Source organism: Dyadobacter sp. CY356, assembly GCF_021440195.1.
GTDB lineage: Bacteria > Bacteroidota > Bacteroidia > Cytophagales > Spirosomataceae > Dyadobacter.
The window spans coordinates 278,091-303,292 of sequence record NZ_JAJTSZ010000001.1 but is presented as its reverse complement, the minus strand read 5'-3'; the positions used below and the strand labels follow the sequence as shown (position 1 = coordinate 303,292).

The window sequence follows — 25,202 nt, the reverse complement described above, 5'->3', positions numbered from 1 at the left end:
GCTTTTCTCCACAAATGCACCTATTCCTGAATTGCATAATTAAAATAAGTTTATGAATATTTACAAGCTCCTATCTGGTATTGCTGTCTTATGTCTGGTCGTAGCAATTTATCTCACAGTAACTGGAAACCTGTCGCAGGCAGGTCCTTTTTTTATCGGCTTTTTCATAGCACTCGCCATTAGTTTCCGGGGATCGGAAACGTTAAAAGGATTTACTTATACTACAATCATTTTCGCTGCTGTTACAACGGCATTGTATTATCCACAATATTTTCAGCAATATGATGGTTTCAAATTTGCTGTTTTAATTACACCATTAATCCAGATCATCATGTTCGGCATGGGAACTTCGATGAGTTTTGAGGATTTTGTCGGTGTTGTAAAAATGCCGCGAGGGGTTTTTATCGGGGTAACTAGTCACTTTTTGATCATGCCGCTTTTGGGTTTTACCCTTGCAAGCGTCAGTGGTTTTCCTGCTGAAATTGCAGCTGGTATTATCCTGATTGGTTGTTCGCCAAATGGTATGGCGTCCAACGTAATTTCATATCTGGCAAAAGCAAATCTCGCATTATCAATCACAATTACCGCTATTTCAACCATGCTGGCACCGCTGATGACACCGATGCTGATGAAGTTATATGCCGGTGCATTTGTTGAAATTGATATGCTGCGTATGATGTGGGATATCGTTAAAATGGTTATTCTTCCGATCGGCGCAGGTTTGATTTTCAATAAATTATTCAGTGGGAAAGCTAAATGGCTGGATGATGCCATGCCGCTGGTATCTATGTCTGGAATTGCATTTATTATTGTAATCATCACGGCAGCAGGAAGAGATAGTCTTTTGACAATCGGACCAGCTTTGATAGGCTTAGTGTTGATACACAATCTTTTAGGATATACACTCGGTTATTTTTCAGGAAAGCTATTCAAAATGAGCGAGCGCGATTGCCGCACCATTGCCATTGAAGTAGGCATGCAAAATGGTGGTCTGGCATCAGGTATCGCAAAAGAAATGGGAAAAATGGCAACTGTGGGTTTGGCACCGGCCGTCTTCGGGCCTTTGATGAATATTACCGGATCTATCCTCGCTTCATATTGGCATAGAAAACCGACGGGTGATGAGGAAACTTATGTGGAAACCGGGAGAGCCCATTGATTAATATGACGCCCTTTTTAGCCCTGAAAGGGCGTCATAATTTAGGATAGGGCAACGCCCTATTGGAATGGCGGAATGGCGGAATGGGCGATTGGCGGAATGATCGAATGGATTTGAGGTCGGAATTCGCGATTTTGAATTGTGAATTTGGAATTCGAAATACGCAATTGTAGAATGCCCACATCCCGCATCAATCGGGCGGTGCCCGATTCTAAGATATAACGCCCTTTCAGGGCTCATTCAATTAATCTTCTTTCAGGATCAATTGCATAAAAACCAAATCTAGCCATTGATCAAATTTATAACCTACCTCTCTCAAATACCCTTTTTCAACAAATCCATATTTTTCGTGAAATTTGATACTGCCACGATTTGTTGCATCAATCCCTGCAATCATCGTATGCAAACCTGATTCTTTTGCGCGCTGTATCAAACTTCCCAATAACCTGCCTCCTACCCCGATTCCACGTGATTTGTCATTCAAATAAATAGAGTGTTCAACGCTGAATTTGTAACCAATTTTTGGACGGAAAATATTATAAGACCCATAACCGATCACCTCCTTTTCAAATTCCGCTACGATCACCGGCATACCATCTTCTATCATTTTATTAAACCATGCAGTCTGTTCTTCCAAGGTTCTGATCTCATAATCATAAATGGCAGTGGTTTCTAAAATAGCTTGATTAACAATTTCCAATATAGCCGGCAAGTCCTTCGGAGCAGCATTTCTGATAATAAGATCCATTAAAAGCAGATTCTTTTTGAGGTGTTAATATGACAAATTCAAAGTTACTTCATAATTACCAAAACTTCCACAGTTTCACAATCTTCAAAAAACAGGTTTAAATATTATTTTTTTGAAACTCCGATTTTTCCAATAGCTTTACGGAAACTTTGGGGGTGTCCCGTATGCGGACTGAGATAATACCCTTTGAACCTGATGCAGTTAGTACTGCCGATAGGGAAAAGTAAGAGATACTGCTATTGTATCTTAATGAATCTTTCGCAAGGTCCATTCCTGAAGTTTTTCTCATAAAACATTATTCAGAATGGAAATCAGCATTAATCAACAACGTACAGAAATTCCCGAACACTTTTCGGTTGAAGAGCTTTTGTCCTTTTTGTTCGCAGATTCCAGAAAAGGAATTGCCATCGCGATCAACCAGGCCATCATACCAAAAAGGGAATGGCCAGTCCATGTCCTCAATCCCGAAGATAAAATCACCCTGATCAAAGCTACTCAGGGCGGATAAAGAATCCCCCGGACTATCCCTTTCCAGAATATTTCTATAATCCATACAGCTAACAGCCAACCGCTAATAGCCAAAAGCCACTACCCATGAAAATTGAAAAAACACCAAATACAGAAGTAATTACCCGTACTCCTTTTCCAAAATCGACAAAGATTTATGTCAAAGGGCAGCTGCATGATATCTCCGTAGCCATGCGCGAAATTGCGCTGACTGATACCAAAGTGCATGGAAAAGCGGGTTTGACTGAAAAAAATCCGTCGGTTACCGTGTATGATACCAGCGGTCCATTCACTGATCCCAATATTGAAATTGATGTAAAAAAAGGACTGGAACCGCTGCGAACTTCCTGGATTATGAACCGTGGTGATGTAGAACTACTGGATTCTATTACTTCTGAATATGGCATAAAAAGAAAAAATGACAGCAGTCTGGATTCGTTAAGATTCGCCCATATCAGCAAACCGCTCCGTGCAAAGGCCGGACAAAATGTCTCTCAATTGCATTATGCAAAAAAAGGCATTATCACGGCTGAAATGGAATATATCGCCATTCGTGAAAACCAGCGGATTGAGGAACAGATCAAAGAAATAAACGGCAAAACCAATACACTTTGTCATCAACACGCCGGACATAGTTTTGGAGCAAACACGCCTAAAAATTTCATCACACCGGAATTTGTGCGCTCAGAAGTTGCAGCCGGAAGAGCGGTAATTCCAGTTAATATCAACCATCCGGAAAGTGAACCGATGATCATTGGCCGGAATTTCCTCGTCAAAATCAACGCCAATATTGGCAATTCCGCTGTTTCGTCAAGTATTGAGGAAGAAGTGGAAAAGGCCGTTTGGGCTTGTCGCTGGGGTGCTGATACGATTATGGATCTTTCAACCGGAAAGAATATTCATGAAACACGTGAGTGGATTATCCGTAATTCTCCCGTCCCGATTGGTACCGTTCCAATTTATCAGGCATTGGAAAAGGTAAATGGAAAAGCCGAAGATCTGACCTGGGAATTGTTCAGAGATACGCTGATTGAACAGGCTGAACAAGGCGTGGATTATTTTACAATCCACGCAGGTGTTTTATTGAGATATATTCCATTAACGGCCAAACGCCTCACCGGAATTGTTTCCCGCGGCGGATCGATTATGGCAAAATGGTGTCTGGCCCATCACAAGGAAAATTTCCTTTACACGCATTTTGAAGAAATCTGCGAGATCATGAAAGCCTATGATGTAGCATTTTCGTTGGGCGACGGATTACGTCCGGGATGTATTTCAGATGCCAATGACGCAGCGCAATTTTCAGAACTGGAAACGTTGGGTGAACTGACAAAAATTGCCTGGAAACATGATGTGCAAACTATCATCGAAGGTCCCGGTCACGTGCCGATGCATTTGATTAAGGAGAATATGGAAAAACAACTGGAGCATTGTCAGGAAGCTCCTTTTTATACGTTGGGCCCGTTGACCACAGATATCGCTCCCGGATATGACCATATTACCTCAGCCATCGGCGCGGCCATGATCGGCTGGTTTGGAACGGCGATGCTTTGTTATGTTACACCCAAAGAGCATTTGGGGTTGCCAAACAAAAAGGATGTAAAAGACGGTGTGATTACTTATAAAATCGCCGCCCACGCTGCCGATCTGGCAAAAGGACATCCGGGCGCACAATACCGTGATAACGCTTTAAGCAAAGCGCGCTTTGAATTTCGCTGGGAAGATCAGTTTAATCTTTCGCTCGATCCGGATACGGCAAAAGAATTTCACGATGAAACTTTACCAGCCGAAGGTGCAAAAATCGCTCACTTCTGTTCCATGTGCGGACCAAACTTCTGCTCTATGAAAATTACCCAGGATGTTCGTGATTATGCCGAAGAAAATGGCTTGATGGAGGAGGTTGTACTGGAAGAAGGTATGCAGGAAAAAGCAAGAGAATTTGCAAACAAGGGCAGTGAAATCTATTTATAATGAAACTATTAGCCATATCCAATCCTAAATTTTTCCCTGACGAGGCTGAAATAATAAACAGTCTTTTCAGGGAAGGATTGGTGTGTTTACATATCAGAAAACCGGAAAGCGAAGAAGACGATTTTAGAAATTTGCTAAGTAACATCAAACCTGAATTTCGTGATAGAATTTCAATTCACCAGTATCATAAACTGGCAGGGGAATTCGGAATTAAAAGACTTCATTTTCCTGAAAAAGAAAGGAAACTAGCTTCGCAGGAAAGTCTGGAAAAACTACTGTCAGATGATTTTCTACTGAGCACTTCGATCCATGATTTATCTGAAATAAGTAATCTGTCGGAGCATTTCAGTTATACATTTTTCGGGCCGGTATTTAACAGTATTTCAAAATCAGGTTATCAGGGTGTTTTGAGTCATGATTTTTTTATTGAGCCGGATATTAAGAAAATACCAATGATTGGATTGGGCGGAGTTAATATACAAAATCTTCAACAAATAGGAAAGATGAATTTCGACGGTGCCGCTGTTTTAGGAACGTTATGGGAGAAGCCGGAAAATGCAATTTCCAATTTTAGGAAATTACGGGAGATGGTGAATTTCATCAACATGAAATGTAAAAATTACCACGAATAATTATTTACCATATAAACAAACACACCGGCATCACACGAACATCACGCCACCACCGGGCGATGCCCGGTGCTAAAATATGTAAGCCCGTTGGGCTTTGGGGCACCCCCAACATTTGGACAATCATAACCTAATTATTGTCTAAATGTTCGTTCGTTCCATGACCCTAACGGGGTCACATATCTTAGCCCGGGGTTTATACCCTGGGGTTTTAGGGTGTATGAGATAGGTACATGAAGCAAAAAACAATCACGGCGTAAATGTTCGTCACGTCCATGACCCTAACGGGGTCACATATCTTAGCCCAGGGTTTATACCCCGGGGTTTTGGGATGGATGAGGTAGGTACATGAAGCAAAAAACAATCACGGCCTAAATGTTCGTCACGTCCACGACCCTAACGGGGTCACATATCTTAGCCCGGGGTTTATACCCTGGTGTTTTAGGGTATATGAGATAGGTACATGAAGCAAAAGAGAAATAAAATGATCGATAAACTACAATTCATATCAAACCAAACAAAAGACCTGACACACCTCGACAGTATCCAAATCGCGCTCGACGCAGGTTGCGGTTGGATACAGCTTCGAGTAAAAAACCAATCTTTTGAAGATGTGTTAAAACTGGCAGAAAAAGTCAAAACCGTTTGTGATAATTACCAGGCAAAACTCATCATCAATGACTTCCCGTTTATTGCCAGAGAAGTTGGTGCCTATGGTTTGCATCTTGGTTTAAATGATATGCCGATTTCCTCAGCCAGAAAAATTTTAGGCAACGAAACGGTCATCGGAGGAACAGCCAATACGCTCGAAAATATTTTGGATAGAATAAAAGAAGGCTCAGATTACGTTGGCCTGGGCCCTTTCCGGTTTACATCAACCAAACAAAATCTGAGTCCAATTTTAGGCTTGGAAGGCTATCTGAACATAGCAGAGTCGCTTAAAAAACTGAAACATACAATTCCACTTATTGCAATCGGCGGTATTGGACAGGAAGATATTTCACAAATTCTGGAAACAGGTATGTATGGCGTTGCTGTTTCAGGCTCTATTATCAACGCAGAAAATCCCAAAAATCTGGTTTACAAAATCAATAAAGTATTATGTTAAAAATAGCTGACAAAGAATTCTGTTCCCGCCTGTTTACCGGTACCGGAAAATTCAGTTCGTCAAAATTAATGGAAGAAGCTTTGGTGGCATCCGGCTCCGAACTTGTTACAGTTGCGTTGCGAAGGGTCAATATGGACAGTCAGGATGATGATATCCTTTTGCATCTGAACCATCCGAAAATAAACCTGCTGCCAAACACTTCCGGTGTAAGAACGGCAAAAGAAGCGGTTTTTGCCGCGCAATTGGCAAGAGAAGCTTTGGAAACAAACTGGCTCAAACTGGAAATTCATCCGGACCCTAAATACCTGATGCCCGACCCGATTGAAACCTTACTGGCAACAGAAGAACTGGCAAAACTTGGCTTTATCATCCTGCCCTATATCCACGCCGATCCTGTTTTATGCAAACGCCTGGAAAATGCGGGAGCTTCCGCAGTGATGCCGCTAGGCTCGCCAATCGGGAGTAATAAAGGTTTAAAGACCATTGATTTTCTGGAAATTATTATTGAACAAAGCAACGTTCCCGTGATTGTGGATGCCGGAATTGGCTCACCTTCTGATGCCGCAAAGGCCATGGAAATCGGTGCTGATGCCGTTCTTGTTAATACTGCGATTGCCGTTGCCGGAAATCCTGTACAAATGGCAATTGCTTTTAAGATGGCAGTCGAAGCCGGAAGAATGGCTTACCACGCAAGGTTAGCAAAACAAGGAAACTTTGCCATCGCAAGCAGTCCGTTAACCGCTTTTTTAGATGAATAGTTTTAAAGATTTATTTGAAACATACAGCTGGGAGGATGTTAAGGAAAGCATTTATTCCAAAACCAAAAATGACGTGGAGAATGCTATACATAATTCCAAAAGGACGCTGGAAGATTTTAAAGCCCTTATTTCTCCTGCCGCCGCAGCTTACCTGGAACCTATGGCGCAGCTAAGCCAAAGGTTAACTCAAAAACGTTTTGGAAAAACAATTCAATTATATATTCCATTGTATCTTTCCAATGAATGCACCAATATCTGCACCTATTGTGGGTTTAGTCTGGATAATAAAGTGCGCCGAAAAACGCTGACCGAAGAGGAAATCTTACGGGAAGTAAAAGTGATCAAAAGCCTTGGATATGATCATGTACTTTTGGTTACAGGCGAAGCTAATCAAACCGTTCACACAGAATATTTCAAAAAAGTTTTGAAATTAATTCACCCGTATTTTGCGCAGGTTTCGATGGAGGTGCAACCTTTGGATACTGAGGAATATGTTGAGCTCATTCCGCTGGGATTAACTTCGGTCCTTATTTATCAGGAAACTTACCACAAAGAAGATTACAAAAAGCATCATCCCAAAGGAAAAAAATCTAACTTTAATTACCGTTTGGAAACTCCGGACAGATTAGGTCGGGCAGGAATTCATAAAATGGGTTTAGGCGTTTTAATTGGACTTGAAGATTGGCGAACGGACAGTTTTTTCACAGCATTACACCTGAATTATCTGGAAAAAACATATTGGCAAACACGTTATAGTCTGTCATTTCCGAGACTTCGCCCGTTTTCCGGCGGCCTTGAACCAAAAGTAGAAATGAATGACCGCGAACTGGTGCAACTCATTTGTGCCTATCGTTTGTTTAATGAAGAAGTTGAAATTTCTTTGTCGACGCGCGAATCTGAAAAATTCAGAGATCATTGCGTGCGGCTTGGGATAACTTCCATCAGCGCAGGTTCCAAAACAAATCCGGGAGGATATGCTGTCGAACCTGAATCTTTGGAACAGTTTGAGATTTCAGACGAACGAAGTCCGGAAGTCATTGCGGAGATGATCAGATCAAAGGGATATGAGCCTGTCTGGAAAGATTGGGATCAAGTTTTGTCATAGGTGACACAGAGATTTGTAGGTTTCACAGAGGGCCACAGAGCTAAAAGGAGCTACACAGAGAAATTCTTAAAAGAATACTCTGTGCCTCTCTTTATTTCTCTGCGTAGCTCTGTGTAATAAAACACATATGGAAATACCAGAAAGAAAAAGATATAGCCGCCAGATTATTTTACCTGAAATGGGTATGGCCGGGCAGGAAAAACTGAAAGCTGCGAAAGTGCTTGTCATCGGCGCGGGCGGTTTGGGATGTCCTGTTTTGCAATATCTGGTTGCGGCAGGAGTTGGAACAATTGGCGTGGTTGATGATGATACGGTTGATGTTACAAACCTGCATCGGCAGATTTTGTATTCGCCGGATGATATCGGCAAAGGGAAAGCAGAAACAGCTGTCAGGAAATTAGCTGTGATGAATCCTTATGTAATTCTGAAAGCTATTCCAGTCCGTTTGGACGAATCGAATGCGGCTGAAATAATTTCAAATTACGATCTGGTTATCGACGGATCCGATAATTTCCCTACCCGTTATCTTGCCAATGATATTTGTGTCGAGCTAAATAAACCGCTGGTTTTTGGCTCCATTTTAAGATTTGAAGGACAGGTTTCCGTTTTTAATTATAAAGGCGGACCAACCTACCGCTGTCTTTTTCCGGAAGCCGAAGAAGGTGATAATTGTGAAGTGGCCGGTGTAATCGGAATTTTGCCGGGTATTATCGGCACCTACATGGCCAATGAAACGATCAAAATAATCTGTGAAATTGGTGAGATTTTATCAGGAAAGTTATTGGTTTTGAATGCGCTTGGTAACACGAATAACATTTTCAGTTTCAGCAGATCTTCTGCATTTCCAGTTAAAGAACTTACTATAAATGAGATACCGGCCACACAACCGGTTACTAACAAAATCGAAGAAATGTTTTTTGAAGAGCTGGAAGTAAAGCTCGAATCCGGAGCCGAAGATTTATATTTGATCGATGTAAGGGAAAATTATGAATTTGAAGAAGACTTCATCGGTGGAAAAAATATCCCGCTTTCTGAAATACCAGAAAACGTCAGCTTATTTCCTGCCGATAAAACAATAGTCTTTTATTGTACAACCGGAAAACGCAGCCGGATGGCTGCAACATTACTGGCAAAAAGCGGTTTTGATGGACAAAGTTTTTGGGTTAAAAAAGCATAGCAAAATGTAGATTCCATGCAGATTCTCCCATCTCCTCCGTTGGCGCATATTGTAAAACATTTTCTGATCATTGAAAATGAACAGATTTCCAATGTCGGTCTGAGGTTGTTTTCAGATGGGAATACTGGCATGGTTTTCAATTTTGGAACTCCGCTTTTGCACCTGAAAAACGGAGGTAGCATTTCAGAATTTCTCCCGACGACCTTTGTTTACGGCCAGTTGGATACTTATCAAAATATCGTTTCCACGGGTAATATAAAGTTACTAATCGTAGTTTTTCACCCGTTTGGAATATCCACTTTACTTAAAATTCCTGCGGTTGAGCTGAAAAACATGATTCTTGATCTTGAAACATTTTACACTTCCGAAACCCAAAATCTCGCTGAGCAAATTTTCAACCTTTCAAATATTTTTTTCAAAATCCAATTGGTTGAAAATTTCCTGATCACTAAACTTTCAGAAAACGATCGTAATAATCAGCTACCATTTCAAGCTATAAGTTTAATCCATCAGTACCACGGAAATCTTTCGGTCATGCAGCTTACCGATACTTTGCAAGTCAGCGAGAGAAAATTACAACGGACTTTTGAAGAACATGTCGGACTTACCCCGAAACGATATTCCGGCATGATCCGGGTGCAGTATTTTTTGAAATTACTACGTAAGAATTCAGAAATTCCAAAAACAGGGCTGGTGTACGACGCAGGTTTTTTCGACCAGGCGCATTTAATTCGTGAGATGAGAAATATTTCCGGTATCACACCAGGTCAGTATTTAGATCAACCGAATTTATTGGCTGCAAATTTCTTACAAATCCCCTGAAAATATTGCTGCTGTCGGGTTTGTACAATCATGTCGTTTCACCACTTTCTATTTTTGATTCGTTAAACTAAAAACGATATCAGTATGGAAAATCTTAAAGTTGCGACTGCACAATTTGAAAACCGGAGCGGCGACAAAGCCTATAATCTTGAAATGATCAACCAGCTCTCGCAGCAGGCAGCGGCAAAGGGAGCAAAGGTTATCGCCTTTCACGAATGTTCAGTCACCGGATATACCTTCGCCCGGAATTTATCAAAACAAGCATTGCTTGAAATCTCCGAATTCATTCCCGACGGTCCCAGTATCCGGAAACTGACCGAAATTTCAAAGTCAAATAACATCACCATTTTAGCCGGACTTTTTGAAAAAGATGCGGATGATAAAATGTACAAGGCATATGTCTGTGTGAACGAAAATGGCCTGGTTGCCAAATTCCGTAAACTTCATCCGTTCATCAATCCACATCTTACACCAGGAAATGAATACGTCGTTTTTGATCTGTTTGGCTGGAAATCCGGTATTCTGATCTGTTATGATAACAATATTATCGAAAACGTCAGAGCGACAAAATTGCTCGGTGCAGATATTATTTTTATGCCGCACGTAACTATGTGTACACCTTCAACCCGCCCGGGTGCAGGTTTTGTTGATCCGGTTTTATGGGAAAACAGAGAAGCTGATCCCACTTCACTTCGCCAGGAATTTGATGGTGCCAAAGGCCGCAGCTGGCTGATGAAATGGTTACCGGCGCGTGCTTATGACAACGCGATTTACGCAGTTTTTTCAAATCCGATCGGTATGGATGATGATCAGTTAAAAAATGGCTGCTCCATGATTCTTGATCCTTATGGCGACATCATTGCCGAATGTCGGGAACTTGATAATGATATAGCCATTGCAACTTTAACGCCGGAAAAATTAGAGCGCGCAGGTGGCAGCAGGTATTTAAAAGCACGTCGACCGAACTTATACCGGGACATTATTGGAAAAGAGCATATTTCGGAGCAAAAGGTAGTCTGGTTATAAAATATTGTTAATTCGTTGAATAGACTCAATGAATTTAGCTAAATTTGTTGAGTCCATTCAACGAATTTAGCTAAATGGTATTTGACAGATATATTCTTCCAATAATTGAAAAACAATTATCGTCTAATAAGGCGATCGTTTTAACAGGTGCGCGACGTGTTGGAAAAACTTTTTTACTAAATAAAATCAAAGCGGATTTCAAGGGAAAGTCGCTGTATATGAATGGAGAGGATCTTGATGTAAAGGATTTACTAACGGATCGTCGTATAACTTCCTATCAACGTTGGGTAACAGGTATCGATTTATTAATAATTGACGAAGCACAAGCGGTGCCTGAAATAGGTAAATCGCTCAAACTTCTGATTGATTCATTTCCATCACTAACCATTTTAGCCAGCGGCTCATCTGCTTTTGAGCTTTCAAACCAAACCGGCGAACCACTTGTAGGGAGACAAATAAGTTTTCAGCTTTTCCCACTGGCTCAAATGGAATTGTCAAAAACAGAAAATTTTCTTGAAACAAAACAGCAGCTGGAAAACAGACTTATTTTTGGATGTTACCCCGACGTTCTGCAAATGAAATCTAGGGATGAGCAAATTGAATACCTCAAAGAATTGGTAAACGGCTACTTGCTAAAAGACATCCTGATGTATGAACAAGTGCGGTATTCACACAAAATGCTGCAACTTCTGCAATTGGTTGCCTATCAGGTTGGACAGGAAGTATCCTTCGAAGAATTAGCCAAATCACTCCAAATTGACAGAAATACTGTGGAGCGATATCTCGATCTGTTTTCGAAAGTATTCATTATTTTTCGCGTCGGAGGTTTCAGTAAAAATTTAAGAAAAGAAGTTAGTAAATCATCTAAGTGGTATTTTTTCGACAATGGAATTCGTAATGCATTGATTAATAATTTTTTACCTGTGATTCAACGAAAGGATATTGGTGGTCTCTGGGAAAATTATCTTGTTTCCGAACGTATGAAATACAATGCTTACGATAATAAATCTCCTTTCACTTATTTCTGGCGAACCTATGATCAGCAGGAACTGGATTGGCTGGAACTCAGGGATGAACAAATTTCTGCTTATGAATTTAAATGGAAAGACAGTAAGATTAAGTTTCCCAAGGCTTTCATCGAAGCGTACCCTGAGGCCCGGACCAACTGGATAACACGCGACAACTATATCGATTTTGTCACAGGAATAGTCTAACGTCTATCAAAATTATGAAAATCAGCAACTTTCTCAGATCTATATTATCCACTGGCTTACTGATTTTCGCAATACTTCCGGTTGTTGCACAGGAGGCAAAACCTGTCTCCATCGAAATCGATTTAAATAAAGAAAAGGGCCCAATAAAACCGATCTGGTCTTGGTTTGGCTACGACGAGCCAAATTATACTTACATGAAAGACGGGAAAAAACTGCTTACTGAAATATCACAGTTGAGTAAGGTTCCGGTTTATGTCCGCGCGCACAGTATGCTGGTCACTGGCGATGGTGTTGCCGCTTTGAAATGGGGTTCAACAAACGCTTACACGGAAGATAAAGACGGGAAACCGGTTTATAACTGGACGATTGTTGATAAAATATTTGATACTTACATTGAACGTGGCATGAAACCTATTGCGCAAATCGGTTTCATGCCCGAAGCTTTATCTTCTCATCCTCAGCCCTATCGCCATTTCTGGAAACCTGGCGATAACTATAATGACATTTATACAGGCTGGGCATATCCGCCGAAAGATTACGCCAAATTCGCAGAACTCGTTTACCAATGGGTTAAACATTCAGTTGAAAAATATGGTAAAAAAGAAGTTGAAAGCTGGTATTGGGAATTATGGAATGAGCCAAATATCAGCTACTGGAAGGGAACGACGGAAGAGTATATCAAAATGTATGATTATTCCGCAGATGCAGTAAAACGCGCCCTTCCCACAGCAAAAGTTGGCGGCCCGGAAGTAACCGGACCTAACTGGGATGTTTCTGCCAAATTTTTCAGAGCCTTTCTGGATCATGTTACCAAAGGAAAAAATTATGTCACAGGCAAAATCGGATCGCCTATTGACGTTTTAACTTTCCACGCCAAAGGAGCGCCAAAACTGGTTGATGGTATGGTACGGATGGATATGGGAACGCAACTGCGTGATATGGACAAAGGTTTTGAAATTGTAGCTTCGTATCCAACCCTAAAAAATTTGCCGATCATTATAGGAGAATCTGATCCGGAAGGCTGCGCGGCCTGTTCGGAAGATTTAAGTCCACAGAATGCATACCGGAACGGGACGATGTATTCAAGTTATACAGCGGCGTCCTTTGCAAGAAAATCGGATCTGGCCGAGGCCAGAGGCGTCAATCTAATGGGGGCTGTAACGTGGGCGTTTGAATTTGAAGATCAGGCCTGGTTTCGCGGATTCCGTGATCTGGCCACCAACGGCGTCGACAAACCGGTTTTAAATGTTTTCAGAATGTTTGGTATGATGCAGGGAAAACGTGTGGAAGTCAAACAAAATCTGGCATATGATTTCCTTAAAGTACGCGATGGGAGTGTTCGCGGCGAACCAGACATTAATGCCTTTGCTTCCAAAGATCAAAAAGAAGCCGCTGTGATGGTCTGGAATTACCATGATGATAATAAACCAGCTCCCGATTCTCCTGTCGATATTCATTTAAAAGGAATAACTGCCCAAAGAGTTCTGGTTCAGCATTATCGTATTGATCAGCAATACAGTAATTCTTACGAAGTATGGAAGAAAATGGGATCTCCAAAAAATCCAACCGATGAACAGATATCAACGCTTGAAAAAGCCGGACAATTACAGCTTCTGACTTCTCCTGAGTGGGTTAATGTAAAAAACGGGGAATTGGATATGAAATTCCCATTGCCGCGTCAAGCCGTTTCATTCATAAAAATCAGCTGGTAAAATTTCTTTTCATCAAATTCGGAAAATTAATTTCAGATTAATTTTACTCTATCAATTTGGTAGATTTAATAGTTTTAGTAGTTTTGCATACTGTCACACAAATTGCTGAATTATTAAATCCCATCACCATGCTGGAAAAAGTTCTTTCTCTTAAACTTCCTACAAGACCTGTCTGGTATATTTTACCAATCAGTATATTTGTTCTGTTTGTTGGTTTCTTGTTTTTGAACGGAACAATATCCATTACTCAGGAAGGGATCGGAACATTTGTAGCCAGTGATTTCGCACTATATCTGTTAGTAGGACTTGCAGCTCAATTGGTTGACGGAGCACTTGGAATGGCATATGGTGTGACCTCAACATCGTTTTTGTTGAGTCTTGGCGTAACGCCGGCCGTGAGTAGCGCAAGTGTACACGTAGCAGAAATGTTTACAACAGGTGCCTCTGCAATCTCGCATTTCAGATTTAAAAATATTAACAAGAAACTTTTCAAATCACTTCTCATACCCGGTGTTCTGGGAGCAGTTACGGGCGCATATTTATTGTCAGACATTATCGACGGAGCGGTAATTAAACCTTACATCGCCTTTTACATGCTGATTTTGGGTGTGATCATTATCCGAAAAGCCATTCAAAAAAACCTGGTCAAAAATAAAACAAAACGCATCGGTATTCTGGCAGCAACCGGAGGATTCATGGATTCTGTGGGCGGTGGTGGCTGGGGACCTATTGTTACTTCAACCCTGCTTGGCCAGGGGCGCGATCCCCGTTATACGATCGGCTCTGTAAATGCGGCTGAGTTTGTTATCAGTTTTGCAAGCGGCATTACCTTTCTGATTTTTAATGGCATCAACAGCTGGCAGGTAGTACTCGGGCTTATCATCGGCGGGGTGATTGCAGCGCCTTTTGGTGCACTTCTGGTTGGAAAGATAAAACGCAAACCACTGATGTTAATGGTTGGAACGCTGGTTATTGGTTTAAGTTTAAGAACCATTATCCTGAGCATTATCTGATTTCAAGTTATCAGAAAATACAGAATTCCGGATATACTTTCCATTGCCCTTTGATATGACTGAATCAAAATTCCTTAGCTTTGCAGAAACTCGTTTTCAGCCTTATGCTTAGTGATTTTGGTTATATACTTCTCTTTATAATTGCCGCAGTTTCCCTTATCGGACTCATGCTGACGATCGCACGTTTTCTAAGACCTGATCGTCCTAATGAAGAAAAACTTACAACATATGAATCCGGTGAAGATCCATTAGGAAATGCCAATGTCCAGTTCAACGTCCGTTTTTATGTCATTGCGCTGATCTTCGTTCTTTTTGAGATAGAATTATTATTCCTTTTTCCCTGGGCGGTTGTCTTTGGTAATGAGGATCTTATCGCACAAACCAATGGGCAATGGGGCTGGTTTGCGATGGCAGAAATGACCGTTTTTGTATTGATTTTAATTTTGGGACTAGCTTATGCCTGGGTAAAAGGATATCTGGACTGGGTTCGTCCGGAACCGAAAATCCCGGAAATTAAATCACCAGTTCCCGTTGATTTATATAAGCAAATCAATGAAAAATATAAGAGAGCTTGACCGTATATTAATTTTATAAAGCGTGTAAACAAAACAGGAAGCCCGATCAGGACTTCCTGTTTTGTTTAAAACTGTGCAATGACTTTTACTTGAAATTATGGTGCATCTTCCCCCACATTTTACCCATGTTTTTTGGAAAAAAGACAAGTCCGATCTGTGCATAAAGCTGATTGGCTTTAAAAGATGGTAAATCCGTAACTGTCACATCATCCCCTCTCCATCTTCCCATACGCGCAACCGGCAAATGATAAGTCAGCTTGCTGCTGATGTAGACTTTGTCATAAACCTTTGGAAAAAGATTCATTTTGTAATCAACACCAATCCCCGCATGCAAATTAAAACTGCCATTATGTATTTTGGCAGCCCTGTAACCATTCGGATTAGAAACCACTTGCGCAAAACTTGCAGTCTGGTCATTTTTAACCTTTACCTGATATAACATCAAATCCCATCCAATTGGTATCAAAACATTCCAGTGTGTGGAATTTACAAATTTCGGACTTGCATCCACCCCGATACCAATTCCCCGGAATATACCTTTACTTTGATTTTCATCATTACTGTACTTAGTGGAATTCATTAAGATCAAGCGACTTTCAGCGAAGAATTTTTCAGTCTCAATTCTCTTGGCAAGAACGATCGAGGCCATCAGATTTTCAAAAGGTTTTATGTTTAAATCCTTCATCTGGTTCCGAATTGCCTTAAAACTGCTGTTGGATAAAAGGCCGAATTCTCCATATACCGCCATGCCGCTCATGAATTTTTTGGGTGCTGTAACAGTAGTGTCGGAAACCTCCTGGGCATTTGAAATGTTAATAAAAAAAGCGGAAAACAGAATTGTTAAAAGTAGTTTGTTTTTCATTTTATATAAGTTGAAGTGTTTACAATCCGGTGCATACGAAAGCCTGTTTCTGGTCAATATTGACTACTTTTGCAATGCGACAGATTAGTTCTTTTTTGAACAAATATTGTACCAGTACGTTTACCAAAAAGTGAGAGAGATGAGTGAAAGAATAAAAACCGGCGACGGTGGAATTATATTGACCAACGCAGAGGATCTTATGAACTGGGCAAGGCTTTCATCGCTTTGGCCGATGGGGTTTGGGCTGGCTTGCTGTGCAATTGAAATGATGGCAGCGTATGCCTCGCATTATGATCTTGAACGATTTGGAATATTGCCGCGGCCTTCCCCGCGTCAGTCCGACGTTATGATTGTTGCCGGAACTGTAACTTTCAAAATGGCCGACCGTATCCGCCGTTTATATGAACAGATGCCCGAGCCGAGATATGTTATTTCTATGGGAAGCTGCTCAAACTGTGGCGGACCTTACTGGGAACATGGCTATCACGTCGTTAAAGGTGTAGATAAAATCATTCCGGTTGATATCTACGTTCCTGGCTGTCCGCCACGACCGGAAGCACTGATCGGCGGATTTATGAGATTGCAGGAAAAAATACGTGGAGAACATCCGCTTGCTCCGGAATTGTTTCTGGAGATGCAGGAAGGTGTTCCCGCATAAAAATTCCTTCATTCCAAACTGATATAGAAATGACTTTTGAAGAAATAAAAAATATTCTGGTTGCACAATTTGGTGAAATAATCAGTGCTGATGAGAAAGGCCTTCAACCTTTCATCATCCTCCCATCAAAAAATATTGCGGAAGTCTGCAGGTATCTGTTTGAAGATGAAAGATTCTATTTTGACTACCTAGCCTGTATAACTGCAATAGATAACGGACCTGGCCTGGCTACGATGGAATTGATATACAACCTCAACTCTATTCCTTATGGTCATGATCTGATGCTTAAAATTATTTTCCCAAGGAATACGGCGGATCAGCCTTTACCTTCTGTATCTACTGTAAGTCACATCTGGCGCACGGCAGACTGGCATGAGCGTGAAGCTTTTGATTTGTTGGGGATTCATTTTGAAAATCATCCTGATCTTCGCCGTATTTTACTTCCGGAAGACTGGGAAGGGCATCCATTACGCCGCGATTATGAGGCTCAGCAGAAATATCACGGAATAAATGTAAGGTCTGAAAATTGAATTATTTATAGTAAATTCATGACAATCAATATATTAACTTCCACCAGAACTTCTTCGACCTTTCACCGATTTGAAATTTAACTGACAAATTTGTTTGCTTCCCAAAGGCTCAGTATTTTTCGTTAATAATTACTGATCAACATGCGAACTAAATTACCTCTAATAATTCTCGTTATATTGCTGTGCACTTCTTATTCTGGATTTGCTGTTACGGATTCTCTGATTATCAAAGGAAGAATATTGAATCTGACCGGGCGATTATACCGGCAGGCTCCATCCATTACTTTCTCCCGAAACAATATTTTACAGCCACAATCCGAGCTTAGCAAACAAGCTCCGTTACAGGCTGACGGAAGTTTCCGGGTTTCACTGCCCATTTTATTTTCTAGCGAAGAAATTTATCTGGATTACAGCGGCAAGGCTTTTACGACCTTTCTGGGATCTCCGGGTGAAGTTGAAATAACATTCAACGGCGATTCCATTTCGAAGGCAAAGAAGCTTTTTTATTTTGCAGGCGTAAATGCGACTGCCAATAATTTGTATCCCCAATATCTGGCTTCTTTGAATAATGCGCTTACCGCAAACAGCGTTCTGGGTACCAGGTTTTATGATACCTTTTGGGATAAAAGTTTTTCCGAGGCAACCAAAGCTGCTTCGGCGCGAGCAGAACTTCGGGTATCGGCATTACTTCAAACTTCAAGTTCCATTCCGGACAAGTCGCTTACCCAATGGGTTCAATCCATCGCGGAAGACGAACGATATCAAAATCTTTATGAATATTTGTTGAGCAATCAGCTGGATGTACCAAAATCAGATAGCTGGCTTGTTGATTTAAAAAGGCTTGCGAAGGCACCTTTAACCGGTCAGCATGTATCGTTGGCCGGCCGGATTTCTTCTTATGCCGATTTAAAAAAACAAATGTGGGCGGATGGCGCTTCACCAAAGGTTAATTCACTTCAGGTAAGATTAATGGGCACCATGATAAAAAATAATACGCCCGGATTAACTGCTGATGAATCGGAGAAACTTGATGCGATCATTGATCGCGGAAAAGCTGAAAAAGTCGAGATGGACTTCCTGAATAATCTTTACAAAAGAAACACTGTTTTACTTGATCTGCTCTTTGCTTACGAAGCTGAAAGCCGATTAAATCATACGCAATTTGACAGTACCGGCTCCGACTTTTTAAATGCGCGTTATCTGCCGAAAAATTTCTATAAGCTTTCATACAAAAATCAGCTTAACCTCAATAAATACATTCAAACCCGTTTGATATCGCCCCAATTCCGCCAGTCGCTTGATGAAATTGTAAGGCTGGAAGTGAAGGATAGTGTCAATATCAATAAAATGATTTCTTTCACCGGCCTGAAAGCCACACCCACAGAAGTGCTGCCTGAAATCTGGCTCTCAGAATCTGACAGCCGTGGAAACGCCTGGTTTAACAGCATCACAGAGCAATACAAAGGAAAAACGCTCTATATTCTTAAATGGAATATTGAAGATCAAAAAAGCCGGGACGATCTGGAATTTGCCGCTTCCCTGCGCGCACAGCTGCCTACGGACGTAGAATTTATATATGTTCATTTACCAACAGATGAAAACCCGGTTTCTTATGATCTGGTTAAACAATACATCGTAAGACATCAGTTGAAAGGTATACATATGTTTATAAACAGCAATCAAATCATAGATTTACTGATCAGACTTAATCCGCTTGATTCTGCAACGTATGCCATCATCAAACCAAACGGTAAATTTGAAACAAAAAAAGCACCATCTCCGGGACAGACAGAGTTGGTGCTTAAAGCAATTCGCGAGGCACGAAATTAATAATTATTGTTTTACAGGAATTACACGTCAACAGCACAAAAATCAGCTTAAATCTGACTACATCTAACATTCGTACGTTTATATATTATCTAATGATTTGTTCATTACTATGTGCCCATGTTTAGATATTTGTTACTCTTCTTGTTTGTTTCAACCATAACTCTGGCGCAAAGAAATGACAGCCTGAGGACTAATGGAGGGGTAAACATGGATAGTGTGCGATATACGAATCTTAAAATCCGTATGTCTAAAACAAAATTTTCGCGGTCAATATATCGGTTGCTCTTTCGGGACGTATATAATCAGGGTAAAAAGGGAGAAATTAAGGCCATTGAAACCAATCCTTTTACGCCGTATGAAGGAATGGTGATCAGAAAAATCATCATTAAACAACTTGATGTTCTGGGAGAATCCGTTTACGATACAACCCGTGTCGGCAAACAAATTGATCGTTTTTTAAGCAAAACCTTTCACACCAATACCCGTGAACGCATCATCCGTAAATCCTTTTTGAGATTTTCGGAAGGTGACGAAATCCAAGCCAGTGTTTTAAGGGATAACGAGCGTTTGTTAAGAAAAAACGGGACAATTACGGATGCCCGGATTATTGTAGTTCCGAGGACCGACGTTACCTGGATGGCCGATATTGTTGTGATTATACAAGATTCCTGGTCACTCAATATTTCAGCGAGCCCGAGCAAGTTTGATAAATTCAGCCTTGGTCTTAATAACACCAACGTTAACGGAACCACGCATCAGCAACTTACCAAAATCAGGTATGACGCCAGCGATTCGATTCAGAAATTTCAGTTCCGGACCATTTACACAATTCCATATATCGGAAAAACTTTCATAACCGGCCAGGCAAATATAATCTTTGAACGAGACCAGGAAGTTCAGAATCTGGTTTTCTCACGCTCCTTTCTTACAACCGAAACGAAATACGCAGGCTCCCTGGAAGGTGGCCATGCCGTGTTCCGGCAATACAAAAGAGATCTTGACAGCCTGGACAAAGAAAGTCGTTATCAAACCGGATACTATTATTACGATGCCTGGCTGGGAAGATCTTTTAAATTTCCATTCAAAAATTCTTCGCTGAGTGAAAAATCCCGTCTGGTTTTTGCACTGCGGCATAACAAATATAAATACAACCAACGCCCGGAAGTCCGCGCTGATACCAATATTATTTATTGGGACCGGAGTGCAACTCTTGTGAGTTTTGGTTATTCTAACCGGAGTTATAAACGAGACGTTCTTATCTATGGTTTTGGTAGAACGGAAGATGTTCCGGTCGGGAATTTGTTGGCAGTTACGGGCGGGCAGGAAAATACTGAGTTTGGACAAAGAGGTTATGCCGGGATTCAGTACGCATCAGGACATTATCTTCCACATAATTCGGGTTATTTATATGGGCTGCTCAATGTTGGCTCCTATTTTAAAAACCACTCAAAACAACCCGGCGTGATCAGTGGACAAGTGAACTATATCAGTAAACTGATCCCGTTCCGATATAGCTATTTCAGGCAGTTTGTAACGGTTAGATATACCCGTGGAGTCAACAGGGACCCGGTCGATTATATTAACATCAGCAGAGATAACGGCATCCGGGGAATCAACAGCGACCGGTTAATTGGTACAAAAAAGTTTACGATTGGACTTGAAACGGTCTATTTTTCTGAAAAGAGTTTATTGGGTTTCCGTATTGCTTACTATGCCTTTGCAGATTTCGGGCTGGTTACTCAGGATAAATTTCACCTTTGGAATACACCAGTTTATCAGGGCTACGGACTTGGAATCAGGTTAAGAAATGAAAATCTTTCTATCAATACATTGCAATTCCGTTTTGGATATTATCCGAATATTCCCGGGACCTCGTCGGCCATCCGGTATGCAATAGAAGGAAACACACCGTTAAGACTTCGGGATTTTGATATTGCTGCGCCTTCTATGGTGCCGTATCAATAATCGTTTTAATAATTTAAGGCATAAAAGCAGGACCGAGAATAAACAGCCAAAGCATATAACCTCCAAGTCCGCCGATCAAACCTGCGAGTAGAAAGGTTGTTTTATTTTCGTCGGGAATGAATTTCCTGTAAATAAAATAAACAACCGCCAGTCCTGCGACAGCCAGAATAAAGGATATTGACCAAATATCGAAACCCAGATATCTTGCTAAAACAGTTTCATCATTACCATAAGGATATCTCCCCCGGCTAATCGTGGACAGCAGATCCAATACGTAGTTTGCAGGCTGTCTTAGCCAAAAGAATGCAATAAAAAGTAAGACCCAATGTTTCGGAGAAAGTTGATGCTGATCAAAACTTTTTCTATTGAAAAACAGAATTACAGACCCGAGCGTGCCAATAATTATTGTTAATAATGGACCGCTTAATGTAATCAAAAATGTTTCATTTTTAATCCTTTCCAATAAGGCTTCATATTCTTCCTTTTTGGAAAAATATTCGTTAGTCCTGATTTTGATTCTTTCATCCCTTGACAGACTGTCAATAAAATCCTGATAGGCTGTATTCGTCCATGTCGTATAGCCATAACTCACTTTGGCATCGTAACCTAGTAATTTTGCGGTAAAAAAATGTCCGTATTCATGAACGATCGTGGCCACAATCGTCGTAATAAAAAAACCCAGAATAAGTTGATAAAGCAACTTATTGTCAATTTCACCCATATAATTATTTATCAATAAGTTACTTCACCAAACATGCTTCTGCCCGAATAACCAAAAACGATTGGGCACGATCTGGTGTACGTACAACCATATACACTTTTTTTGGTCATTCAGTATTCTTTTTCCAATATGTGAATTAACTTTGTGGAATTTTTGAACGAACCCCTTTTATTCAAAAGAAAAAAAGTATCAGGGACGCTCCGAAGTTATTAAAAGTTATTCCCAAAATTCTACAAATTACCATTTACTGTGCCCAAAAATCCGAATATCAAGTCCATCCTAATTATCGGTTCTGGTCCCATCATCATTGGTCAGGCATGTGAGTTCGATTATGCAGGTTCACAAGCAGCCCGCTCACTTCGTGAAGAAGGTATAGAAGTTGTTCTAATCAACTCTAACCCTGCAACGATCATGACGGATCCGATCAGTGCTGATCATGTGTATCTGCTTCCATTGGAGAAGAAGTATATCATCGAGATTCTTGAAAAACATAGAGCGCTTGGCAGGCCGATTGATGCAGTTTTACCAACCATGGGTGGTCAGACGGCTTTAAATTTAGCAATCGACTGTGACAAAGCAGGTATCTGGAAAAAGTATGATATAGAAATTATTGGAGTCGATATTAAAGCGATCGAAACTACTGAGGACAGAGAGAAATTCCGTTTGAAAATGCTCGAACTTGATGTGAATGTCTGCAAAGGCCGCACAGCAAGATCATTTTTGGAAGGAAAAGAAATCGCCCAGGAAATCGGTTTTCCGCTTGTTATCCGTCCTTCGTTCACACTAGGCGGTACAGGTGGAGGTATCGTTGAAAACGAAAAAGATTTTGATCAGGCGTTGAATAACGGTTTGCACGCCTCTCCAACACATGAAGTTTTGGTAGAACAAAGCGTATATGGCTGGAAGGAATACGAGCTTGAATTGTTACGCGACGGAGCCGGAAACTTTATCATTATCTGCTCAATTGAAAACTTTGACCCGATGGGTGTGCATACCGGCGATAGTATTACGGTCGCTCCGGCCATGACACTTCCGGATACATTATACCAGCAAATGCGTGATCTGGCTATCAAAATGATGGACGGAATAGGAAAATTTGCAGGTGGCTGTAACGTTCAGTTTTCAGTAAATCCGGCGAATGATATGATCATCGCCATAGAAATTAACCCACGTGTTTCCCGCTCTTCTGCACTTGCGTCGAAAGCAACGGGTTATCCAATTGCAAAAATCGCTGCGAAAATGGCGATTGGTTATAATCTTGATGAGCTGATCAACCCGATCACAGGAAGTACTTCGGCATTCTTCGAACCATCGATTGACTATGTGATCGTTAAAGTTCCCCGCTGGAACTTTGATAAATTCCAGGGCGCCGACCGTGCATTGGGTTTACAAATGAAGTCGGTTGGTGAAGCGATGGGTATCGGACGTAATTTCCAGGAAGCTTTGCAAAAAGCCTGTCAGTCATTGGAAATCCGCAGAAACGGACTTGGTGCTGATGGACGTGAATTACGTGATCAGGAAGCGATCAAATACAGTTTGCAACATCCAAGCTGGGATCGTCTTTTCCATATTTATGATGCTTTCAAAATTGGTTTGTCTTTCAAAACAATCCAGTCACTTACGAAAATTGATGCATGGTTCTTACGTCAGATTGAGGAATTGATCGAACTGGAACATGAAATCGGTAAGTTTGACCTGACTGATCTGCCAAAAGAATTATTCCTGACGGCTAAACAAAAAGGCTATGCTGACCGTCAGATTGCACATTTGCTTCAAACAAAAGAAAGTAAAGTGTATGACAGACGCAAAGAGTTGGGTATCAAACGCGTTTACAAATGTGTAGATACCTGTGCAGCTGAATTTGAAGCAAAAACACCTTATTACTACTCAACTTTCAATTCTTCTCAGGAAACACCTGACAACGAATCAGTTGTGTCAAATAAAAAGAAAGTGATCGTTTTAGGCTCAGGGCCTAACCGTATCGGACAAGGAATTGAGTTTGATTATTCCTGTGTTCACGGAGTCTTGGCGGCCAAAGAACTTGGTTATGAAACGATAATGATCAACTGTAATCCTGAAACGGTTTCGACGGATCCGGATATTGCAGACAAATTATATTTCGAGCCGGTTTTCTGGGAGCACGTTTTTGACATCATCGAACATGAAAAACCGGAAGGTGTGATTGTTCAGCTTGGTGGACAAACTGCCCTTAAAATGGCTGAGAAACTTGATAAATACGGTATCAAAATTATCGGAACCAGCTATAATTCACTTGACTGGGCCGAAGACCGCGGACGTTTCTCTCCATTGCTTGAAGAACTGGGAATTCCTTATCCAAAATTCGGAACTGTAAGAACTGCTGATGCAGCGGTTGAACTTTCCCGCTCGCTAGGGTTCCCGTTACTTGTTCGTCCAAGTTATGTTTTGGGTGGACAGAATATGAAAATTGTAATTAACGAGAAAGAATTGGAACAACACGTTGTGAAAATTCTTCGCGATATTCCTGACAATAACATCCTTCTGGATCACTTCCTTGAAGGTGCTCTTGAAGCAGAAGCGGACGCAATTTGTGACGGCGAAGATGCTTACATCATCGGAGTGATGGAACATATCGAGCCAGCCGGAATTCACTCGGGTGACTCTCACGCTGCGCTTCCTCCATTCGATTTAACAGATGATGTGATTCGCCAGATCAACGAATATACACGCAAAATTGCTCTGGCAATGAATGTGAAAGGTTTGATCAACGTACAGTTTGCCATCAAAAACGGTATTGCCTATGTAATCGAAGCGAATCCAAGAGCTTCACGTACGGTGCCGTTTATCTGCAAAGCATACCAGGAGCCATACGTTAACTACGCAACGAAGTTAATGCTGGGTGATAAAAAATTGACGGATTTCACTTTCAACCCGGTTAAAAAAGGTTGGGCAATTAAAATCCCGGTGTTCTCATTCAACAAGTTTGCTAACGTGAACAAAGAATTAGGACCGGAAATGAAATCAACTGGTGAAGCTATTTACTTTATCGATGATTTGCAGGATGATTTCTTCCAAAAGATTTACAGCGAAAGAAATTTGTATCTGAGCCGGTAGGTTTTTAGGAAAAATATAG

The 25,202-nt window shown here is 41.1% G+C and carries 22 protein-coding genes and 1 riboswitch; of the genes, 19 read left to right on the top strand and 3 right to left on the bottom strand.

Annotated features, from left to right (window positions below; translation table 11 throughout):
• Positions 1-52 precede the first annotated feature (52 nt).
• Positions 53-1,159: a bile acid:sodium symporter family protein gene (locus LXL81_RS01305; RefSeq protein ID WP_234644896.1), complete on the top strand. Its 1,107-nt coding sequence runs from the start codon at positions 53-55 to the stop codon at positions 1,157-1,159.
• 244 nt (positions 1,160-1,403) lie between these two features.
• On the opposite strand, the gene LXL81_RS01300 is transcribed toward LXL81_RS01305, so the two are convergent.
• On the bottom strand, positions 1,404-1,907 hold the full coding sequence (locus tag LXL81_RS01300) for a GNAT family N-acetyltransferase (protein ID WP_234644895.1): 504 nt from the start codon (positions 1,905-1,907) through the stop codon (positions 1,404-1,406).
• Between the two features lie 141 nt (positions 1,908-2,048).
• Positions 2,049-2,144, top strand: a riboswitch (TPP riboswitch).
• Between the two features lie 67 nt (positions 2,145-2,211).
• Here LXL81_RS01300 and thiS point away from each other — a divergent pair.
• The 13 genes from thiS (at position 2,212) to LXL81_RS01235 (ending at position 15,524) form a co-directional block, all read left to right on the top strand.
• Complete coding sequence (gene thiS / locus LXL81_RS01295) at positions 2,212-2,415, top strand: sulfur carrier protein ThiS (RefSeq protein ID WP_234644894.1); 204 nt, start codon at positions 2,212-2,214, stop codon at positions 2,413-2,415.
• 86 nt (positions 2,416-2,501) lie between these two features.
• The gene (gene thiC / locus LXL81_RS01290; RefSeq protein ID WP_234644893.1) at positions 2,502-4,385 is read left to right on the top strand and encodes a phosphomethylpyrimidine synthase ThiC; all 1,884 of its coding nucleotides are present in this window, start codon (positions 2,502-2,504) and stop codon (positions 4,383-4,385) included.
• Positions 4,385-5,017, top strand: coding sequence for a thiamine phosphate synthase (locus LXL81_RS01285; RefSeq protein ID WP_234644892.1), 633 nt, complete (start codon positions 4,385-4,387; stop codon positions 5,015-5,017). Before thiC ends, LXL81_RS01285 begins: the two co-directional genes overlap by 1 nt.
• Positions 5,018-5,498: 481 nt before the next feature.
• A complete protein-coding gene (locus LXL81_RS01280) occupies positions 5,499-6,122 on the top strand; it encodes a thiamine phosphate synthase (RefSeq protein ID WP_234644891.1) in 624 nt (207 codons plus the stop codon).
• Positions 6,116-6,880, top strand: coding sequence for a thiazole synthase (locus LXL81_RS01275; protein WP_234644890.1), 765 nt, complete (start codon positions 6,116-6,118; stop codon positions 6,878-6,880). Before LXL81_RS01280 ends, LXL81_RS01275 begins: the two co-directional genes overlap by 7 nt.
• Positions 6,873-7,985 (top strand): 2-iminoacetate synthase ThiH, encoded by a 1,113-nt coding sequence (thiH, locus tag LXL81_RS01270; RefSeq protein ID WP_234644889.1) that lies wholly within the window; start codon positions 6,873-6,875, stop codon positions 7,983-7,985. The genes LXL81_RS01275 and thiH overlap by 8 nt, the downstream gene beginning before the upstream one ends.
• 127 nt (positions 7,986-8,112) lie before the next feature.
• Positions 8,113-9,162 carry a HesA/MoeB/ThiF family protein gene (moeB, locus tag LXL81_RS01265; RefSeq protein ID WP_234644888.1) on the top strand — a complete coding sequence of 350 codons (1,050 nt, stop codon included), beginning with the start codon at positions 8,113-8,115 and terminating at the stop codon, positions 9,160-9,162.
• Positions 9,163-9,177: 15 nt separating this feature from the next.
• Positions 9,178-9,984, top strand: a complete 807-nt coding sequence (locus tag LXL81_RS01260; protein WP_234644887.1) for a helix-turn-helix domain-containing protein — start codon at positions 9,178-9,180, stop codon at positions 9,982-9,984.
• 84 nt (positions 9,985-10,068) lie between these two features.
• On the top strand, positions 10,069-11,010 hold the full coding sequence (locus LXL81_RS01255; RefSeq protein ID WP_234644886.1) for a nitrilase family protein: 942 nt from the start codon (positions 10,069-10,071) through the stop codon (positions 11,008-11,010).
• Between the two features lie 74 nt (positions 11,011-11,084).
• A complete protein-coding gene (locus LXL81_RS01250; RefSeq protein ID WP_234644885.1) occupies positions 11,085-12,224 on the top strand; it encodes an ATP-binding protein in 1,140 nt (379 codons plus the stop codon).
• A 14-nt stretch (positions 12,225-12,238) separates the two neighbouring features.
• The gene (locus LXL81_RS01245) at positions 12,239-13,936 is read left to right on the top strand and encodes a GH39 family glycosyl hydrolase (RefSeq protein ID WP_234644884.1); all 1,698 of its coding nucleotides are present in this window, start codon (positions 12,239-12,241) and stop codon (positions 13,934-13,936) included.
• A gap of 128 nt (positions 13,937-14,064) precedes the next feature.
• Positions 14,065-14,949, top strand: a complete 885-nt coding sequence (locus LXL81_RS01240; RefSeq protein WP_234644883.1) for a sulfite exporter TauE/SafE family protein — start codon at positions 14,065-14,067, stop codon at positions 14,947-14,949.
• Positions 14,950-15,053: 104 nt separating this feature from the next.
• Positions 15,054-15,524, top strand: a complete 471-nt coding sequence (locus LXL81_RS01235) for an NADH-quinone oxidoreductase subunit A (protein WP_234645840.1) — start codon at positions 15,054-15,056, stop codon at positions 15,522-15,524.
• Positions 15,525-15,609: 85 nt separating this feature from the next.
• Here LXL81_RS01235 and LXL81_RS01230 read toward each other — a convergent pair whose 3' ends face one another.
• The gene (locus LXL81_RS01230; RefSeq protein ID WP_234644882.1) at positions 15,610-16,386 is read right to left on the bottom strand and encodes a hypothetical protein; all 777 of its coding nucleotides are present in this window, start codon (positions 16,384-16,386) and stop codon (positions 15,610-15,612) included.
• A gap of 139 nt (positions 16,387-16,525) precedes the next feature.
• On the opposite strand from LXL81_RS01230, the gene LXL81_RS01225 reads away from it, so the two are divergent.
• The 4 genes from LXL81_RS01225 to LXL81_RS01210 all read left to right on the top strand — a co-directional run bounded on the left by LXL81_RS01225 (position 16,526) and on the right by LXL81_RS01210 (position 21,369).
• A complete protein-coding gene (locus LXL81_RS01225) occupies positions 16,526-17,044 on the top strand; it encodes an NADH-quinone oxidoreductase subunit B (RefSeq protein WP_255713590.1) in 519 nt (172 codons plus the stop codon).
• 29 nt (positions 17,045-17,073) lie between these two features.
• Positions 17,074-17,574, top strand: coding sequence for an NADH-quinone oxidoreductase subunit C (locus LXL81_RS01220; RefSeq protein ID WP_234644881.1), 501 nt, complete (start codon positions 17,074-17,076; stop codon positions 17,572-17,574).
• 141 nt (positions 17,575-17,715) lie between these two features.
• The gene (locus LXL81_RS01215; protein WP_234644880.1) at positions 17,716-19,404 is read left to right on the top strand and encodes a hypothetical protein; all 1,689 of its coding nucleotides are present in this window, start codon (positions 17,716-17,718) and stop codon (positions 19,402-19,404) included.
• Between the two features lie 243 nt (positions 19,405-19,647).
• Positions 19,648-21,369: a hypothetical protein gene (locus LXL81_RS01210; RefSeq protein ID WP_234644879.1), complete on the top strand. Its 1,722-nt coding sequence runs from the start codon at positions 19,648-19,650 to the stop codon at positions 21,367-21,369.
• A 13-nt stretch (positions 21,370-21,382) separates the two neighbouring features.
• Here the strand turns inward: LXL81_RS01210 and LXL81_RS01205 are convergent, their stop codons facing one another.
• A complete protein-coding gene (locus LXL81_RS01205; RefSeq protein ID WP_234644878.1) occupies positions 21,383-22,090 on the bottom strand; it encodes a site-2 protease family protein in 708 nt (235 codons plus the stop codon).
• A gap of 249 nt (positions 22,091-22,339) precedes the next feature.
• Here LXL81_RS01205 and carB point away from each other — a divergent pair, with 249 nt between their 5' ends.
• Positions 22,340-25,183, top strand: coding sequence for a carbamoyl-phosphate synthase large subunit (gene carB / locus LXL81_RS01200; RefSeq protein WP_234644877.1), 2,844 nt, complete (start codon positions 22,340-22,342; stop codon positions 25,181-25,183).
• Positions 25,184-25,202: the final 19 nt, after the last annotated feature.

Excerpts from the sequence above, each read along its gene's own strand:
- LXL81_RS01305 (WP_234644896.1), top strand. The coding sequence starts at position 53 with ATGAATATTTACAAGCTCCTATCTGGTATTGCTGTCTTATGTCTGGTC.
- LXL81_RS01300 (WP_234644895.1), bottom strand. The coding sequence starts at position 1,907 with ATGGATCTTATTATCAGAAATGCTGCTCCGAAGGACTTGCCGGCTATA.
- thiS (WP_234644894.1), top strand. The coding sequence starts at position 2,212 with ATGGAAATCAGCATTAATCAACAACGTACAGAAATTCCCGAACACTTT.
- thiC (WP_234644893.1), top strand. The coding sequence starts at position 2,502 with ATGAAAATTGAAAAAACACCAAATACAGAAGTAATTACCCGTACTCCT.
- LXL81_RS01285 (WP_234644892.1), top strand. The coding sequence starts at position 4,385 with ATGAAACTATTAGCCATATCCAATCCTAAATTTTTCCCTGACGAGGCT.
- LXL81_RS01280 (WP_234644891.1), top strand. The coding sequence starts at position 5,499 with ATGATCGATAAACTACAATTCATATCAAACCAAACAAAAGACCTGACA.
- LXL81_RS01275 (WP_234644890.1), top strand. The coding sequence starts at position 6,116 with ATGTTAAAAATAGCTGACAAAGAATTCTGTTCCCGCCTGTTTACCGGT.
- thiH (WP_234644889.1), top strand. The coding sequence starts at position 6,873 with ATGAATAGTTTTAAAGATTTATTTGAAACATACAGCTGGGAGGATGTT.
- moeB (WP_234644888.1), top strand. The coding sequence starts at position 8,113 with ATGGAAATACCAGAAAGAAAAAGATATAGCCGCCAGATTATTTTACCT.
- LXL81_RS01260 (WP_234644887.1), top strand. The coding sequence starts at position 9,178 with ATGCAGATTCTCCCATCTCCTCCGTTGGCGCATATTGTAAAACATTTT.
- LXL81_RS01255 (WP_234644886.1), top strand. The coding sequence starts at position 10,069 with ATGGAAAATCTTAAAGTTGCGACTGCACAATTTGAAAACCGGAGCGGC.
- LXL81_RS01250 (WP_234644885.1), top strand. The coding sequence starts at position 11,085 with ATGGTATTTGACAGATATATTCTTCCAATAATTGAAAAACAATTATCG.
- LXL81_RS01245 (WP_234644884.1), top strand. The coding sequence starts at position 12,239 with ATGAAAATCAGCAACTTTCTCAGATCTATATTATCCACTGGCTTACTG.
- LXL81_RS01240 (WP_234644883.1), top strand. The coding sequence starts at position 14,065 with ATGCTGGAAAAAGTTCTTTCTCTTAAACTTCCTACAAGACCTGTCTGG.
- LXL81_RS01235 (WP_234645840.1), top strand. The coding sequence starts at position 15,054 with ATGCTTAGTGATTTTGGTTATATACTTCTCTTTATAATTGCCGCAGTT.
- LXL81_RS01230 (WP_234644882.1), bottom strand. The coding sequence starts at position 16,386 with ATGAAAAACAAACTACTTTTAACAATTCTGTTTTCCGCTTTTTTTATT.
- LXL81_RS01225 (WP_255713590.1), top strand. The coding sequence starts at position 16,526 with ATGAGTGAAAGAATAAAAACCGGCGACGGTGGAATTATATTGACCAAC.
- LXL81_RS01220 (WP_234644881.1), top strand. The coding sequence starts at position 17,074 with ATGACTTTTGAAGAAATAAAAAATATTCTGGTTGCACAATTTGGTGAA.
- LXL81_RS01215 (WP_234644880.1), top strand. The coding sequence starts at position 17,716 with ATGCGAACTAAATTACCTCTAATAATTCTCGTTATATTGCTGTGCACT.
- LXL81_RS01210 (WP_234644879.1), top strand. The coding sequence starts at position 19,648 with ATGTCTAAAACAAAATTTTCGCGGTCAATATATCGGTTGCTCTTTCGG.
- LXL81_RS01205 (WP_234644878.1), bottom strand. The coding sequence starts at position 22,090 with ATGGGTGAAATTGACAATAAGTTGCTTTATCAACTTATTCTGGGTTTT.